At 46.6% G+C, this 16,350-nt stretch carries 17 protein-coding genes; 11 read left to right on the plus strand and 6 right to left on the minus strand.

Annotated features, from left to right (window positions below; genetic code table 11):
- The first annotated feature begins 4 nt into the window (after window positions 1-4).
- Both cas6f and CSR02_RS08810 read left to right on the plus strand, forming a co-directional pair.
- A complete protein-coding gene (gene cas6f, locus CSR02_RS17285) occupies window positions 5-571 on the plus strand; it encodes a type I-F CRISPR-associated endoribonuclease Cas6/Csy4 (RefSeq protein WP_167384122.1) in 567 nt (188 codons plus the stop codon).
- Between the two features lie 480 nt (window positions 572-1,051).
- Window positions 1,052-1,978 (plus strand): DUF6615 family protein, encoded by a 927-nt coding sequence (locus CSR02_RS08810; protein WP_099541359.1) that lies wholly within the window; start codon window positions 1,052-1,054, stop codon window positions 1,976-1,978.
- Between the two features lie 198 nt (window positions 1,979-2,176).
- On the opposite strand, the gene CSR02_RS08815 is transcribed toward CSR02_RS08810, so the two are convergent.
- The 3 genes from CSR02_RS08815 to CSR02_RS17020 all read right to left on the minus strand — a co-directional run bounded on the left by CSR02_RS08815 (window position 2,177) and on the right by CSR02_RS17020 (window position 5,120).
- Window positions 2,177-3,127, minus strand: coding sequence for a hypothetical protein (locus CSR02_RS08815; protein WP_099541361.1), 951 nt, complete (start codon window positions 3,125-3,127; stop codon window positions 2,177-2,179).
- A gap of 349 nt (window positions 3,128-3,476) precedes the next feature.
- Window positions 3,477-4,730, minus strand: coding sequence for a Y-family DNA polymerase (locus CSR02_RS08820; RefSeq protein ID WP_099541362.1), 1,254 nt, complete (start codon window positions 4,728-4,730; stop codon window positions 3,477-3,479).
- Window positions 4,731-4,736: 6 nt separating this feature from the next.
- Complete coding sequence (locus CSR02_RS17020) at window positions 4,737-5,120, minus strand: LexA family protein (RefSeq protein ID WP_099541364.1); 384 nt, start codon at window positions 5,118-5,120, stop codon at window positions 4,737-4,739.
- A 168-nt stretch (window positions 5,121-5,288) separates the two neighbouring features.
- Here CSR02_RS17020 and CSR02_RS08830 point away from each other — a divergent pair, with 168 nt between their 5' ends.
- On the plus strand, window positions 5,289-6,314 hold the full coding sequence (locus CSR02_RS08830; RefSeq protein WP_099541365.1) for a hypothetical protein: 1,026 nt from the start codon (window positions 5,289-5,291) through the stop codon (window positions 6,312-6,314).
- Between the two features lie 455 nt (window positions 6,315-6,769).
- Here CSR02_RS08830 and CSR02_RS16325 read toward each other — a convergent pair whose 3' ends face one another.
- Together CSR02_RS16325 and CSR02_RS08835 are read right to left on the minus strand one after the other, a co-directional pair.
- Window positions 6,770-7,468 (minus strand): hypothetical protein, encoded by a 699-nt coding sequence (locus CSR02_RS16325; RefSeq protein ID WP_143225571.1) that lies wholly within the window; start codon window positions 7,466-7,468, stop codon window positions 6,770-6,772.
- A gap of 173 nt (window positions 7,469-7,641) precedes the next feature.
- Complete coding sequence (locus CSR02_RS08835; protein ID WP_143225572.1) at window positions 7,642-8,538, minus strand: hypothetical protein; 897 nt, start codon at window positions 8,536-8,538, stop codon at window positions 7,642-7,644.
- 275 nt (window positions 8,539-8,813) lie between these two features.
- Between CSR02_RS08835 and CSR02_RS08840 the strand changes: the two genes are divergently transcribed.
- The 8 genes from CSR02_RS08840 to tnpC all read left to right on the plus strand — a co-directional run bounded on the left by CSR02_RS08840 (window position 8,814) and on the right by tnpC (window position 15,030).
- The gene (locus CSR02_RS08840) at window positions 8,814-9,344 is read left to right on the plus strand and encodes a hypothetical protein (protein WP_143225573.1); all 531 of its coding nucleotides are present in this window, start codon (window positions 8,814-8,816) and stop codon (window positions 9,342-9,344) included.
- Window positions 9,345-9,506: 162 nt separating this feature from the next.
- Complete coding sequence (locus tag CSR02_RS08845; protein WP_183172626.1) at window positions 9,507-9,791, plus strand: helix-turn-helix domain-containing protein; 285 nt, start codon at window positions 9,507-9,509, stop codon at window positions 9,789-9,791.
- Window positions 9,788-11,092, plus strand: coding sequence for a type II toxin-antitoxin system HipA family toxin (locus CSR02_RS08850; RefSeq protein ID WP_099541368.1), 1,305 nt, complete (start codon window positions 9,788-9,790; stop codon window positions 11,090-11,092). The genes CSR02_RS08845 and CSR02_RS08850 overlap by 4 nt, the downstream gene beginning before the upstream one ends.
- Window positions 11,093-11,237: 145 nt before the next feature.
- A complete protein-coding gene (locus CSR02_RS08855; protein ID WP_099541370.1) occupies window positions 11,238-11,882 on the plus strand; it encodes a hypothetical protein in 645 nt (214 codons plus the stop codon).
- Window positions 11,883-11,944: 62 nt separating this feature from the next.
- On the plus strand, window positions 11,945-12,190 hold the full coding sequence (locus CSR02_RS08860) for a hypothetical protein (protein WP_143225574.1): 246 nt from the start codon (window positions 11,945-11,947) through the stop codon (window positions 12,188-12,190).
- A gap of 462 nt (window positions 12,191-12,652) precedes the next feature.
- Window positions 12,653-13,012, plus strand: a complete 360-nt coding sequence (gene tnpA, locus CSR02_RS08865) for an IS66-like element accessory protein TnpA (RefSeq protein ID WP_099541373.1) — start codon at window positions 12,653-12,655, stop codon at window positions 13,010-13,012.
- Entirely contained in the window at window positions 13,009-13,356 is a 348-nt protein-coding gene (gene tnpB, locus CSR02_RS08870; RefSeq protein WP_012812355.1) for an IS66 family insertion sequence element accessory protein TnpB, read from the plus strand. The genes tnpA and tnpB overlap by 4 nt, the downstream gene beginning before the upstream one ends.
- Before the next feature lie 63 nt (window positions 13,357-13,419).
- On the plus strand, window positions 13,420-15,030 hold the full coding sequence (gene tnpC, locus CSR02_RS08875; RefSeq protein ID WP_099541374.1) for an IS66 family transposase: 1,611 nt from the start codon (window positions 13,420-13,422) through the stop codon (window positions 15,028-15,030).
- A 305-nt stretch (window positions 15,031-15,335) separates the two neighbouring features.
- Here tnpC and CSR02_RS08880 read toward each other — a convergent pair whose 3' ends face one another.
- Window positions 15,336-15,572 carry a hypothetical protein gene (locus CSR02_RS08880; protein ID WP_099541376.1) on the minus strand — a complete coding sequence of 79 codons (237 nt, stop codon included), beginning with the start codon at window positions 15,570-15,572 and terminating at the stop codon, window positions 15,336-15,338.
- Between the last annotated feature and the right edge of the window lie 778 nt (window positions 15,573-16,350).

The following is a 16,350-nucleotide window of genomic DNA, read 5'->3' on the forward strand; positions in this document are numbered from 1 at the left end:
TTCCATGTTGAGCCACTTTATTCAGGTCCGGTGTTTATCACCGGATCAGGAAATTACTGTGCAAGATATCATGTCTCGGGTTTTCTACCGGCTGCATGGTGCGATCGCGAGCCTTCATACATCTGATGTCGGAGTGAGTTTTCCGAACCACACCTTCATGTCGGTTGGCGATGTGCTGCGGGTTCACGGATCAAAGGATGCGCTCACCAGATTGCTCGATGGTGGGTGGCTATTCCGGCTGGAAGATTACACGCTTTCATCCGGGATCATATCTGTACCAGAGCAGGTTAAATACCGATGCGTGAGCCGTGCCCGCGCTAAGTCAAGCGCACCACGACTGCGCAGACGCCTGATGCGTAGGCATAACCTTTCGGAACTAGAGGCAAAACGCCTTATCCCTGACAGTATTGAGAAGCGCCTAAACCTTCCATCGATATTGGTATGCAGCAAGACTACATCCACGCCATCATATCCAATTTTCATCAAACACGGCCCCTTGCTCAGCTCCCCTGTTCCAGGGCCGTTTTCTGGTTACGGGCTAAGTTCTGAAGCCACTGTACCTTGGTTCTAATCACTTGAAAAAGGTAGCATCGTCCGATAGTTATGAGGTGAACACTGCAAAGTGGTTTAGAAAATATTATTTCGCAGGTTAAGTAAACTGCCGAATAGGTGGGTAACGACAAGAGCAACATCTTCGGGTGTTGCTCTTTCTCTTTCAAAGAAAACGGTCAGTCGATGCGTGCTGTTACTTGTCGTGTTCGTTTTGCTACCCCCCATACCAATGACGCGAACCTAATTGGTTCTTTATGTTTATGTTGTCATGGGGTTCTACATCTCCTTATGTGTCCAAGAAAACAACAATTGGTAGCAGTGATTCAAAAGGGATTTTGTTCATCAAGTTTCTGATGCACAGTAAGAAGTCAATCTCTGTAATAAACCCGATCCATATGCCGATTTCGAAGTCATAGCATATTGACTTTTTTAATTCTAAATGAAATTAAATTCCAAAATATAATGTCTAAATATTGAAATCTGGAGGAATGGACAAGTAATGTCACGTTTTATAAATAAAAGTTTTCGTAGCATGTCGATGTTATCAATAAAAGAATGGAATGATTTAAGATACACGATAAAATTTAATCTACCAAGACAAGAAGAAACTATAACAGAAACACTGTTACTTAACATTAAACGGCATGTTCCTTGTATAGATAAGATAATAGGGTTCAGCAAAGTTGCAGAAGGACAAAATGGAGCCGACTTTCAGTGGACAATTATAAATCATAGAAATAATATTTCTTATAATATGCGATTTCAAGCAAAACGTATAAAAAACAACTTAAAAACATACGATAGTATAAAACAGACTATTGGTAAAGCAAAAAGTTCCCCAATGCAGATCGATGTTTTTCAGACTTCCTCCGAAGCGGCTAATTGTGTTCCTTTATATATATTTTTTAATTATTTAAACGATCTGTCTATAATACCAAATAATTGCTGTTCAATAGACATAGGTTGTAAAAACCAGAAAGATTATCGAAATGATTACAAAGTTTGGAGTATTTCTATTTCTCCAGCTAAAAAGGTGCGATGCAATCTCATTAAAATGCCCCCCACAAAAAACAATAAAACAAAATTTAATCAAAAGGTGTCCACCCATATCAAAGATTCTATGCCGATAAGATGCCTATTCTGTCCCAATTATTCAGGCATTACAGATGACAGAGAGAAAAAACTCAATGGGGAGAATTTTCAGGATGCTATAATGCAAAAAATAAGAGATTTATCCCAAGACATGGATGAGTCAGAAGGCTATGACCCGAAATTAGGTGTTGTTGATGGGATTCCAGAAAATGTTCAAGAAGTTCTCCACACTTTAAAAAACTTTACTGATTCACCCATACCAGAGGAGCGATTAACTGCACTTTCTCAAAAGTTTGATGGATGCGGTGCTCTGATCATAACTGAAATAAATTAGAAAGGTATTTGATATTTTTTATTGATGATCAGGGGGGGGTAAGGATACACTTGGCAGACGGAGAAGGTTAAGCCTTCTCCTCATCGTCGTATTGATGAGTGCATCCCTTTTCTTAGAAGGGGATAATTATTTGCGTACCGTGATGTAACCCACAACGAACTACCTCACCGATCATATCAGTAATCTTTGCGATATAGATCAAGGAATAGACGTCGTTTCCCTCCATGGATGATCCTTTCTCCACGGTTTTGATGCTTTGGGCATAACTCTTTGTTCGGCGATAACCCTCAGTGGTTCAAAAGGTCTAAGTTCGTCAAGCTTCTGATGCACTGTAATCAGTGGATCTCTGTACTCAAGCGGAGCCATGTGAGGTTTGGGGACAATCCAATAATCTTGCGAACTGTCGTTGTACCTGCCCCTGGTGATTGGGCAGAACCCTTCAGGCCAAAAAGTCGCCATGTCCATGGCATCTTTCACACCTTCTCCAGATCTGGTCACAGCGACAATACGCCATGATGAAATGAGACTCAAAAATGCTTTCTCATTAAGCGAGAAAGGAACAATCCTCGCCCTTATCCGATAGGGCACTGTTGGGATTAACGCGAGTTGACGCCAATAACTGAACCTATGTGATCCGTCTGAATTATGGGCCGTACGATGTCCGTCCCACTCTCTTTCTGTAATCGTAAAAATCCGCTCTGTTTTGGTGGTATGAAAGAAGCTGTTGTAAACTTCGCGCCTTAGCTTCCTGATTCCCTTGTAGTCCAGACAGCCTATTTCAGGGTCGTATAATGCATTGTGGTTCACTGTCTGGGGCAATGCATCCAGATCGTTCACAAAGGGATCACGGGATCCGCTAACAGATCCTATGGATCTGATATCGATAACAGCCATATAAGGAGGTAATTTTTTAAACAATATGCGTAATAAAGGTAGTGCTGGATGCTCTATCAATGGTCGTTCATCAGAAGAAACTATATTCTGAATGCGCTCAAACTCGTTTTGTAGGCACAATTCAGATGGAGAGTATCTCTGGGATAGCGTGAAGGGATCTATTAAAAGCTTTTCAAAAAAGCTGTTGATGCATAACTCTGCATCCTTTTGAAGTTTTCTCTTTGGAGTTAATAATAATTTCAATGTAGATTTCATGATTAAAATTCTTCTAATAATAAAAGCAATACATTCATCTTGTTGTTAATATGCCTGTATGAAAACAATATTACTTCTAATCACCACCCATCACCTATCACCCATGCATTTATGTTATGCATATTTATAATGCAGATGTTTCGATATGTCACCCCTGTTATGCTGGGAACCTAAGGTTAAGTAATCCTCAATTTAAGGCAGGTCCTTAGGCCTGAGTAGAAATCAGCATTTAACCTGTCTCGTTGGATGGGCATGTCATCACAAGGCTGCCTGACAACGACAACCCACAATCGAAATATTTATCCCTTGCACCATCAACCCCATTTGCAGGAAAACCTTCTATTCCCAATTAGAAGGTGGTGGCAACCATGATTTCGTTAATGTCGGTGGTGTAGCGAGGCGAGCGCATATTCTGCCTAGGCGCCCATTTCTTCTGTATGCCTGCACCCAGAAGGTTAAGGGTACCTTGTCCAAACTTGCGATTTATGACGTCCATCACATCTGATGCACGCGACTTTTGTTCATCTTCCTGCACAAATAGGCTATGTTGCCTGTTGGATGGAGCAAGCTCATTAAGCCCCACTCCGGCTTTTATGTAGCGAAATCCATCTTTCCAAATAGCATGCAGCAGCCGTGTAGCATGCTTAACAAGAGAGAATGTGTTGTTGGTCGGCGGGAAGGAGAGGGACACCTGAGGGGCGTACCACTCATCTTGACGCCTATGTGGGCTGGTCTGGATAAAAACAGTCAAGTGCCCGCATTCAAGATCTTCTGCGCGAAGCTTTTCTGCGGCCCGTGATGTGAATGTGCAGATCGCCTCACGCATGCTCGTATAGTCCGTGACCATGGAACCGAAGGATCTGGAGCACACCATACCCTTTCTCTGACTTGGAGCTTCTGACAGAGGGAGGCAATTTTCTCCTCGCAATTCAGCCTGTAGCCTTACGCCCGTGACAGACATAATCTTTCGGATAAATGCCTCATCTGCATCAACGAAATTCTGGATCGTGCGTATCCCTGCATCATGCAACCTTGGCGCGAGGCGGCGCCCTATTCCCCAGACTTCACTAACTGGCAGATTTCGGTAATACTTCTCTCGCACATTGGAGGCACTGAGATCGCATAACCCTTCCAATTCAGGCCTGTCCTTGGCGATATAATTAGCTAATTTTGCGATTGATTTGGTCGGCCCCCATCCTACACATGTAGGGATTTTAGTAATCTGGTCGACTGCTGTTCGTATCTGCTCGCACACTACGGACAGATCTTCATGAAATCCGCTCAGATCCAGGAACATCTCGTCAATTGAATATGCTTCAACGCGAGGAACATAATCCAAAAGCACTTCATAAACCCGTCGGGACATATCTGCATAAAGTGGGTAATTGCTGGAGAACCAGGCCACATGCTCCAATTTGCGCATATTCCTGATCAAATGCCAGGCATCGCCCATCTTAATACCTAGATCCTTGGCTTCTTTCGTGCGGGCTATGGCGCACCCATCGTTATTACTGAGAACAACAACCGGCCGGTGCTTCAATCGTGGGTCAAACGCTTTCTGGCAGGAGCAATAAAAGGAGTTGCAATCAATCAGACCGAACATTTGGGGTTAGACCTCCGTTCTTACGAGGGCGGTAACGGTTCCCCAAATTTCGACATCTCTCGCGGGATCAACGTATAGAGGTTGAGAACTACCGTTTCCAGATATGAGTAGCCAGCGACCATGATCGTTACGCAGTTCTGCGAGAATGATCTGCCCACTGGCACTTGCGATGACCAACTGTCCGGATGCAGGCACTCCCGCGGTATCCGCGATCAGTACATCACCATTCATAACACATCGGGAGGAGAATGAAGTGCCACTTACTCGAACCGGGTATCGATTGGGCTTTGATAAGGACAGGACTTCTGAAAGATCAATTGGCCCTTCAATCACGTCAGATGCTGGGCTTGCGAACCCTGTTGTCCTGTCGCCTGCGTAGCTCGTAGTCATATCCTTAGCCCCTCTCACACACACGAGAACATATAAAGAACATGCGTGCTGTAAGAGTCAAGAAAGACCTTGTCGATATGTTGATGTGGGAGACGATCAGGAGCAAAATCTTGACTATCTCGACGTTCTAAATAATCCACAGCACCACAGCACCGCAAGGCAGATAAAATGGATGTCTTTTCGCGTAGGTCACTTCTGAACGCTATAGTTAGGCTTCAAGACAGAAAAGAGGGTGAAAAAGTCTGCTGGCGGCACGCAAATGGACGAACCTTTGAAATTACCCCTGACAATCAAGAACCTGACAAGGTTCGTGTTATCGAAAATGAGCCTAGATTATATGATTTCATATGCCTCAATCGGATATGGTGGGACGATCCAAATGGATATGAGAAGGCTTATAGATCATGGTCCTGTTTGCCCTACCAAGAGCCTAGCATCAGAGATAAATCGCTGTTTAAATGTCGATTTCGATTAAGAATTATTTCTTTGTCGGTTGAAGACGCTATCGATTCTGTATCAGATGCAATAGATCAGAATAGAGTATATCGGCCAATCATTACACCATTTGTGCTCAATTATAAGGATCTGCTGGTACAGGTAAAACAAGAAAATATGCAGCGAATTAGGAATTACAATGAATATTATATAAAACAAAAAAAAGTAGAAAATTTATACGAGCAATCAATGGGAGCTGACATACCCTATTTTTTCCGTGGCTTTCGGAATGAGGACGGACCGATATGCGAAGATGGCAGGAATTGTCTATTGTCATTTTTCAATTCCCCATCAATTGATACTTGGGACAAGGTCGCTGATCTTATAATCTCTTACGATATTATTAATCATAATCGTACAGCATGGGAAATATGGATATCTCTTGATCCATCAGCTCCACGATCACTAAATGAGGACGGCGATTGGCCTAAAATACCTGATGAGGAGATGTTTATAAGAATTCTCGAAACAGCCAGATCTGCCCCAACGCGTGCAAGAATGCCAAAAATATTCCCGTTAGTCACTATAGATTCTGTCTTAAATTCGAAGGTAATTCAAGAAAATGCGATAAGGAGAGATCTAGAAATGACTGAGCTGACAGATGCAGAAGTTAATGAGGCATTCAGTCGCTCTGCGGGGGGGGGAGGAGTCGCCTTTTCGGGCTCTTTCCAGTTGGGAAACTCTCAGTATACTCGATGAGGATGATGAGGGTGCTTGCTCTCAATCAGTAAATACTGATCGTCAGATATTGGGCAGTTATGTGCTGTAGAATCAGGATGCCATCTTCCATCAAGGATTGTTTGCGTGGCACATCCAGAGCGCATAGCCGTTTGATCGGCATCAAATCGATAGACAACGCCTTTCGGACCAGCATAGAGAGCAGCTACTCCTGGATCGGGGGGGGGTGAAGAAGGCTTGCAGACGCGATCCTCTTTTACCGGTAATGGTGAACCTATCCTGAAAGAGATTTCGATCTGGAGAGCCATGGTAGAGAAACATTTGCATTCTCTCTTTTGCGTGGAGTTAAACTGATCACCGATCAGTGTCAGTTGACCCGTGTAATTATAGGTTGCATACCGCAGGTTCGGTTTACATGTTGACCATTATCTGCGGATTTATGATCAATATGTAAGACATTAGCGGGAGGGAAGCCGTTAGGGAGAGAAAGCTTGAGGCATGCTGTCAGGCGTCAGGATGGTGTATTCAGATCCATCAAGATCAATGTTTCCACCCAAACGGCGCAATAGTGAGCCGTCAGAGATCTCAAGGGCCTCACAATTACGCGCCAAGATTAATGGGGACGAGACATCACTTCTCAACTCAAGTCCACGAGTTCCGCTGATATCCAATTGACCTGCGACAGAGAATGGTGAGGGAAGTTCTTTCAACCCGGTGCATCCGACAGCGCTAAAATAACCTCGAACATCATCCCATGGTAATACTCGGATTTCTGGGCAGTACGAGACACTTATATTCCGAGCAACATGGAACTTGGGAAGTTCAGACAAACTACTGCAGTAGTTAATTATGCATTCCCCAACAGATAGGGCAGGGCTCAACACATGCAAACGAGGACAATTGGTTATATGCATGTTCCCGCCAACTCTAGCTTTGTTGATTTTCTCAAGTGAATGACAGGAAGCGGCGCACATCCAGCCTGTCACAGAAAGGTTTTCTGGGGTTTCAGTAAGATTGTCGCAGTTATCAAGAATAAGGTGGCCTGCAACAGTCATGTCGGAGGGCAACGTCCTGATTTCCCTCCGAGCAGTCAGATCAACAGTGCCGTTGGCCAGGAAGGATGAGGGAAAGGCTTCTCTCAATTCGTCAATTGTCGAAAAATCTTTAATACCCATCGATCCTATCCTTGTCAGAGCACAACGTCTTGGTGAAATCTGAATGATATATATTGACGCAAGAGACAAGAACTGAGAGATGTTAGGCTCTTATTCAAACGTTATTCTGTGCTTAGATTATTTAGATATGTATACATATCGTTCTTGATCAATGATTTTTTTTGAATAATGATTTATCTTAATTTTCGGATGTTTTTAAATGCCATTTTTATTATAAATCCATCACTTTTTAGTCCTTTTTTATCTTGGTAAGGGTAAAGATTGCAAAGGGGAAGAACGATATTGGACAATGAAGAGGAAAATAGTAATACGCAAAATGAAAAGCAAGTAATTATATAACAAAAATTAGGAATAGATGTTGAGGTTAGATTTATTTTATTTAGAAGAATACTATTTGTAGTTATAGTTATGAAAAAAGCGTATAAAAGAATCATTCCATAAATAAGCTGGAGTATAGGGCCGCCTAAGGAGCATATTAATTCCTGCCGCCCAGGGTTAGTTGAGGAAAAAATATGGGCATTTGTAGGGTTGGGCAGGACATAGCCGTCATCTCTCACAGATCCAGCGTACCATGTAGTCCCTCTTAGGCTTAGAAAAATTGCTATAACCTTACGCAGGGATAGCCAAGTTTTTTTTGATTGCTGTTTAGACGATTTGGCGCAACCAGGGAAATTATGCGCCGAGAATGCTGACAACATTATTATTTGAACAGGATCGATAGAGGTGAAAAATTTAGCAGTCAAATAATGACCCAGTTCATGAACCATTCCTCCACCCAGTATAATTATATCAAACAAGGCAGATTCAAATTTTTTTCTTTTAGGGGAATTGTATGCCCTATCAAAGTCCATTTGACTGCGTTCTTTTGCGTCAACAAAAATAGAGGGATAAGTTATTGGTGCGTTGTTAGTATCGATCTTTTTTTTCATGATAATGCTCTCTCTAATATCTTGTGGCTTGCGTTTATGACGAATGATAATTTTTGGAAGAGTATAGGCAACATTTTGATTTTCCAAGATATGTGATTTCAAATCATTTTTTTGAAGCCGAACGCCTGTTTGTATTATCATCTTCATTGCCGCATACATAAGACTGCAGAACTCAATCTTGGATTGAACATGTATCCCGCATTATTTGTCCGATGATCCAATCTCCCCCCCATCTTTCAGGAATGGGAGAGGACAACTGGATGGTAAATAATGCCTTCAGAAGACAGGTTTTTGCAGATCAGTTTATTGTCATGAAGCGTAAAATACGGATATAATATCAAAGAAAAACAGAACGAAGTCATTGCACTTCATAATTCATGCATTGCCAATAGTTGATGTATTTGGAGCTTTCTACGATGTCCTCATGTATTTCTAATTCTCAGTCACAAATTGAACAATTTAAATCCATCTTAGATATGGCGATTGAAGCTGGAGACTGGGAAAAAGCCAATTCAGCCCGCGTGGCCATTAAGCGCATGTCGATTGAATGCATCGCATGCGGTACGGAAGAAGTCTTAACTCAAATCCAAAAAGCTCTTTCAGACAGTTGGACAAGATTGAGATTATCATTAAGCAAGGAAGTTATCTCTGATCCCACACACTCTGCGTGGAGAATACATCAAAAATTGCTGGCTGATGCCGAAACTTGCGGCATCGCTATCGAAATGGGATTGCTACCGGGTTCTGAGGTTGAAAGGATTAAGGAGAAAGTAATCGGCTTTCTCTCTGCTGTCCCTGAAAAAATCAGCACCTCAACAGATATTACTAAGGCAGTCGGCGCGCCTTCAAAGTCAGTTTCAATCGTCCTTGGTAAGTTGCGTGCTGAGGGTAAGATCGTAAGCAGGAGGAAAGGGCAATTCGTCATTCATCGCTTCATGGAATGCTGAGGAGTCTAAATTCCTAGTCTGAATTCATCGCCTACAGCACTTTTCCACAGTGAATTGTATTCCCGATCGGGAATATTCTTTGCACTTTCAGCGTCTCTTGTGTAAAATATTCCCGTTCGGGAATATGTCATTCGAAAACTGACAGACTGTGAGAGATGTGATATGATCTGCGATGCAAGGACATTCGGTCAACTGGTCAAAGAGTGCAGGAAACGCCGCGCCCTCACTCAGAAGCAGTTGGCTCTCATTTCGAATGTCGGCGTGCGATTTATCATTGATCTTGAGTGCGGCAAGCCTACATGCCATCTCGACAAAGCTCTTAAAGTGGCCAGAATGGCAGGATTAAAGCTTTTTTCTGCCGACCAATCGCTACAGAGGAATGAGGCAGCACACTCCGATCATACAGAGCCAGACGAAGATGGTGATGAAGGGGTGATGCTGCCATGAAAGACGTGATTCCTGTTTACTACGGCGACATAATCGTGGGGAGCATTACCCCTGAACCTGATATCACGTTTACCTATTCCAATAAGTGGTTGGCGCGTAATTCTAATTTTCCTGTTTCATTATCGATGCCACTAAGCACTCAAAGCTATGGTCACTCATCAGTCACGCCATGGCTGATGAACCTTCTTCCAGAAGGGGATCCCTTAGCTGCCGCGGGCAGAGCTTTGGGAGTATCGACCGAAGATGTAATCGGAATGCTTACGCGCATAGGTCAGGATGTGGCTGGGGCATTAAGTGTCGGCCGAAAACGTACCACAGGTAAACCTGGTTATCGGTTAATCGAGAGTGATGCAGAACTGGAAAAGATTATAAACGAGCTGCCTCGCAAACCCTTTCTAGTGGGGGATGAGGGAGTTTCGATGAGCCTGGCCGGCGCACAGGAAAAACTCCCTGTGACCCTGTCAAAAGGGAAGCTTTACATTCCGATCAATGGCGCGCCATCGACACATATATTAAAACCAGATGCCCAGCGTCTTCCAGGAGGCGTGCAAAACGAAGCATTCTGCCTAACACTGGCTCATCAGATTGGCCTTGATGCCTCCAAGGTAACGACTGGAGCTGCAGGGGAAAGATCATGGTGCCTCGTGACGAGGTATGATCGAGAGATCAGAGACAACAAGATCTATCGCTTGCATCAGGAAGACTTCTGTCAGGCCCTCGGCTTCCCTCCAGCACTAAAATACGAAAGAGGGGCAGGCAAGCGTGGTGTCACGATTAACGACATGGTCAATATTACAAAAGATCTCGGTGGTGATGACACATATCGATTACTGCAAGGGATAATATTTAATACTCTCATTACCAATGGGGATGCCCACGCGAAGAATTTTTCAATACTCTTAAGTGGAAAGTCCGCACCAAAACTTGCCCCTCTTTATGATCTCATGTGTGCGGCAGTATGGCCTCATATAAATAAAAACATGGCCCAATCGATTGGAAATCAGAAAGATGGCAAGCATCTCATGCCAAAAAATTGGGAGAGGTTGGCTAATGTGTGCAATTTCAACCCTCGAATGGTAATAAATCTGGTGGGAGAAATGGCCGACAGGGTTGAAAGTGGAATAGATAAGTCACTAGACGCAGTACGATCCATGCCGGCAGGGGACAGTTATTTGTTAGAAGGTATTAAGAGAGAGATTTCTGAGAGATGCAGATCGATAAAAATTAACATCAAGCCAGAGAATGCATATGTAGCTGGCGCAGAACTAATTGATGACTCTCCAACCCCAACACCATCTTAATCATACAAATTCGCCAACCGTTATCTGTGTTGAGCTATGAAAAAGTGCCTTTTGTTGTTTGCAAGATAATGGGCTATCTAAATCCCCACTGATAAGAGAGATCGGCCATGGCGCATGGCCGACAAAGCAAAAGGGATTGATTGGCATGCCTATCGATGAAAAAAAACTTAAGGCAGATCTGACCGCGCTTGGTGTGACGAACATTGGCCAGGCAATGTTGGCCAGCGGTGTCGAATTGGCCAAACATGAGTCAGATCTGTATGTTTATGCCACACCTTTGACGAAAAAGATCCTGTCATCCTTTGGTAAGGACCGGAGGACTATTTCTGAAATGACATTTTCAGATCAGGTGGGTCGCAAGGTAATGTTCGATGTGCCGTTCATGTACCCTGAGGCCGAGGACTTCCAGAAATTTCCAGCCAATGTTGTCGTCGAGCGTACCGGTTATCGCGGAGTGAAATCTCCAGCACACTGGGGAGAAATGGGGCTGGATATTCCTTTTGCCGCGACAGGAGTCGATATAATCACCTTTGCCACCCCAGAAGGCCAACAGCCAGTAATGGTTAATGGTGAAGCTGGCCTTAAAGGCTTTTCGCTGCAAAAGGGGGCTCAGGACTGGGACTGCAGCTTTGAATGGGCGGACGGACAGAAAACGGACTTGACTCTGTCCCACGAGGAGTTCGCCAAAATGATGAGTGGGCCAGAAAATAATTTGGATGTTTCTGCCATTAACCGCTTAGTTGCAGAAGCTGCTCCTAAGCCGGAAGTGTCCGACGCACCATCTCCCTGATATCTCTCACTGCATCACTGGAATAATGCCCCCAGTGATGCAGTGCTAAGGATTACAGCCACATGTCGCATGTGTCGCAGAATATATCAGAACCCAACAAAATAGACAGATACATGAATGGAGAATGTCATGTATTCGCGACAGCCCTTCATCGGGAGTTGGGGTTCAGTTATCTTATTCTGGTTGATGAGTCTGAATTATATGGCGATTTTATTCCGGCCATTAATCACGTTTATGCTGTTGATGGAGAAGGCAACGCTTATGACGCCACTGGGCGCCACGATGTGGAAGAGGTGATCGAGGGTTAGTTCGATAATAACGTAAGATATCAGCCTAATATTGACGAAATAGATTCTGAATATGATTTACAAAAATATATAGAGAAAACAGCGGATGGGTTTCAGAAGCCTCTTTCAAGCTATGATGATAACGATGTTTCTATCGCATTGAATCTAGCACGCGATGTGTTAAGGGACCTTCTTGTTTTCCCATCGCAAGGTGCACCAGCCTCAGAGGTCTCAGAGGTGTTCCCATCAGTATAAGAGATTTTCTCTTTGAACTGGCGCGTAGCGTTGTTTGCGGATAGATTTTTCCGGGCAATAATTTCGGAGGCGCTGACATCATCACCCAATTCGAGGCCGCGAGTATCGCTGACGTCCAACTCCCCATCGACGTAAGCGGCCGCTTGAGACCGCCTTATGAGTGAGGATTGTGCCTGGTAAGTTACCGTCGTTAACGACGTCGTTATTGACGTTGTTTGGGAGGTAGCTATGGCTCAAGAAATCCTGATTGGCGTTGAACGCCGTCGCCGCTGGTCGGATGAACGCAAGCTGGCGATACTGGCTGAAGTTGGTGTGGACGGGGCAAGTGTATCGGATGTGGCCCGTCGGCATGACCTGACCCGTCAACATCTTTACCAATGGCGGACGTCTTTCCGCCAAAGACTGTCTTCCCCGGATCAGTCTGTGGCGTTTGTTCCTGTCGTTGCAGTGAAGACACCTGCTCTGGTCTCTGGCGATGATAATGAAGGGCTGGCCATTATGCTGCGTAATGGCCGCAGTATCAGGGTGAGTGGACATCCTGCAGAAGAGTTTCTGGCGAAGATCATCCGGATTGCCGAGACAGCATGATTGGCGTGGGCAACGGCGTGCGTGTCTATCTGGCCTGCGGGGTGACCGATATGCGCAAGGGGATATCGGGTCTGGCTGCACTGGCACAGGACGTGCTGCGTCAGAACCCGACATCAGGGGCGCTCTTTGCCTTTCGTGGTCGCCGTGGGGACAGGATCAAGCTTCTGATGTGGGACGGTCAGGGGTTCTGTCTTTATTACAAGGTTCTTGAGAAGGGACGTTTTCCATGGCCCTCGCCGGCAGAGGGCGTTGCACGCCTGACAGCCGCACAGATGGCCATGCTGTGGGAAGGCATGGAGTGGAGACGACCTTCCTGGTCTGCGCCACCGTCTCGCGTGGCCTGATTTTTATGGCGTGATCGTGCAGAACCTTTTGTCTTTTATTGGGTTTTCTGCTATTTTTTCATAATGACGCATGCGCCCGCGGTCCTGCCTGATGATCCGGATATCCTGAGGGAAATGATTGTTTCCCTGCAGACTGAAGTGGCTCGGCTTTCCGCTTCAGCCCGTGCGTATGAAGCTCTTGTCCAGTCTCTCAAAATCCGGATCGCGCGTCTTCAGAAACAGAAATTCGGGGCCAGTTCAGAAAAGATAGACCGTGAGATTGAACAGCTCGAACTGCTTCTTGAAGATGTGAAAATCGCCATCGCGGCAGCCGATCCTTCTCCTGACATCAGGGAGCACGATGACAGCGATGGTGTGGTCTCTTCCCCCAGACGGCGCGGCAAACCAAAGGTTTCCGACACGACACCACGGGAGCGTATTGTTCTCGACCCGGGCGAGGCCTGTCCCGCCTGTGGCGGTCCCCTACGCCTCGTTGGCGAAGATGTCACCGAAATACTGGACTTTATTGCGGCAAAACTGAAAGTTGTCGAAACGGCACGGCTGAAGAAATCCTGCCGTCATTGCGAAACAATGGTACAGCCTGAAGCACCGTCGCGCCCTGTCCCACGGGGCATGGCTGGCCCTGGGCTGCTGGCCCATATCCTGGTCTCAAAATTCGATGATCACATTCCGCTTTATCGTCAGAATGAGATCTTTTCCCGTCAGGGTGTGGACATTCCCCGTTCAACCCTGATCGACTGGTGTGGTCAGGCCGTTGCCGTTCTGCGTCCTCTCACAGATCTGATCCGTCAGGATGTCGTAAAGGCAGACCTGCTGCATGCCGATGATACACCCATCCAGGTTCTTGATCCTCGCCTGCGTCAGGCTGGGAAACCACGCGGTGTGAAGGAAGGGCGGATCTGGACCTATCTGCGCGATCCCCGCCCCTGGGGCGGGAGTGATCCGCCCGCCGTTGCCTACTGGTTCTCTCCCGATCGCAAGGGGATCAATCCCCAGACCCATCTGGCACAGTTCCGTGGTATTCTGCAGGCAGACGCCTACGCCGGGTTCAGGGACCTGTATAAACCCGATGCAACGGGAACCGTGCGTGTGCGCGAAGCGGCCTGCTGGGCCCACCTGCGTCGGGCATTCCATGATGTCTGGAAAGGCAGCGGCTCGACAATTGCAAGGGAAGCGCTTGAGCAGATCGGAGAGCTCTACGATATCGAGCGGCAGATCACCGGGCATCCCGCCAGGCACCGTCTGGCTGTCCGACAGGAAAAAAGCCGCCCCCGCGTTATAGCGTTCCATGCCTGGTGCGAAGCACAGCTCACCCGCATCCCCGGGAAGGGGGAACTGGCAAAAGCGATCCGCTATGCGCTCAACCGGTGGGCCGCCTTTACCCTCTTCCTCGAAGATGGTCGTGTTGCCATCGACAACAATCCTGCCGAACGGGCCATACGACCGGTATGCGTCGGGCGGAAAAACTATCTGTTTGCCGGTTCAGACGCCGGGGGCGACAACATCGCTGATGCCATGACGCTTATCGAAAGCGCAAAACTCTCAGGCATCAACCCGCACGATTACCTCGCCGACGTCCTGGCCCGTATCAACGAGCACAAGATCAATCGGCTCCACGAACTGTTGCCATGGAACTGGAAACCCGCGAATATACCGCATAGGCAGGCCGCATAATCAAGGCGGCCTAGAACGGCCGGTTACCCATCGACGGTCATAGGTGATGGAAGGGTTTGCAGGCCTGTAGAGCCCACAAGTCGGAGGTGACCCTTCACGTTATCCCAAGGTAGAGCGGTCAATGCAGGGCAGAAGGTGATGCTAACGCTCTTTGCGATCTGAACAGTATACGGGAACAGTATACGGGATGCTTGCAAGGTTTCCACACAGCGCGATCCACATAGAATTGGCTTTCAGAGTGTTGCTGACCTCATGAAGTCGAGGGCAAAAAACCACTCTGAGCATTCCATAGATGTTTGCGTCGCCTATTTTTTCAGTGCCGGACAGTCTGTTAAGCTGACCCCCTCTTTGACGATCAGCCCATCCGGGGTCTCGACAAGATTAGAGCAGTCGTCCAGGAAAAGTTGCTCGTCAACGGTCATATCTCTGGGGAGGGTACGGATACCGCTCTGCCCACTGAAGTCCACGCTCCCGTTGGCTAAAAAGGCGGAGGGAAATGCCTCCCTCAGTTCTGCAATAGTCTTGAAATCTTTGGCCCGCATTTCACTTACCCCCTTCTCGTACGCCTCTCTTCGCCCCCGGACCTTTAGACGGGACCTGGCGCTGGCTCCTCTGCGGATAGGGCGGTGACAGTGTATTCAGACCCGTCCAGATCTATGTTGCCCCGGATCCGCTCGATCAAACCCTCAGAGACGGTAAGTCCTTCGCATCGGCGAGCAAAAATCAGCGGAGAAGTTACGTCATCACGCAGTTCCAACCCCCGCGTTCCGCTAATATCAAGGTATCCCGATACCGAAAATGTAGAGGGCAGATCACTCAGGGATGTGCAGCCCACAGCACTGAAGTTTCCTCTGACAGTTTTCCAAGGCACCTCCTTAAGCTCCGGACAGAATGACAAACTTACACTCCGTTCCACGCTTACTGTGGGTGGGATGTGAGACAAACTTGCGCAATAATTAATCAGTAGTTTGCCTGACTTCAGATCCGGGCTTATTTCATGCAGGCGTCCGCATGCCGTCACTTGAAAGCTGCCTGTGACTTCTGCCTTCCCGATTTTTTCTAGAGAGTGGCAACAGGTTATACATGCCCATCCTTTAACCTTCAGTCCGTCAGGGGTCTCAATGAGGTCAGGACAATCATCCTAAACTCCGCTGGAAACCCCGGCGTTCAGGCCGGGGAGGAAAGCGATTCCGCTCTTTACTGAACGGACTTTCCATTTGCCTCGCAGACGTGTTCGTGCTACGGAACTGTGGACAGTCGAAGCCGCAAAAACCAAGCGTCCTTCGTCTGCACGACATGCGGCTTCCATGCCAATGCCGA

The sequence above is a fragment of the Acetobacter pomorum genome, assembly GCF_002738225.1.
Classification (GTDB): domain Bacteria; phylum Pseudomonadota; class Alphaproteobacteria; order Acetobacterales; family Acetobacteraceae; genus Acetobacter; species Acetobacter pomorum.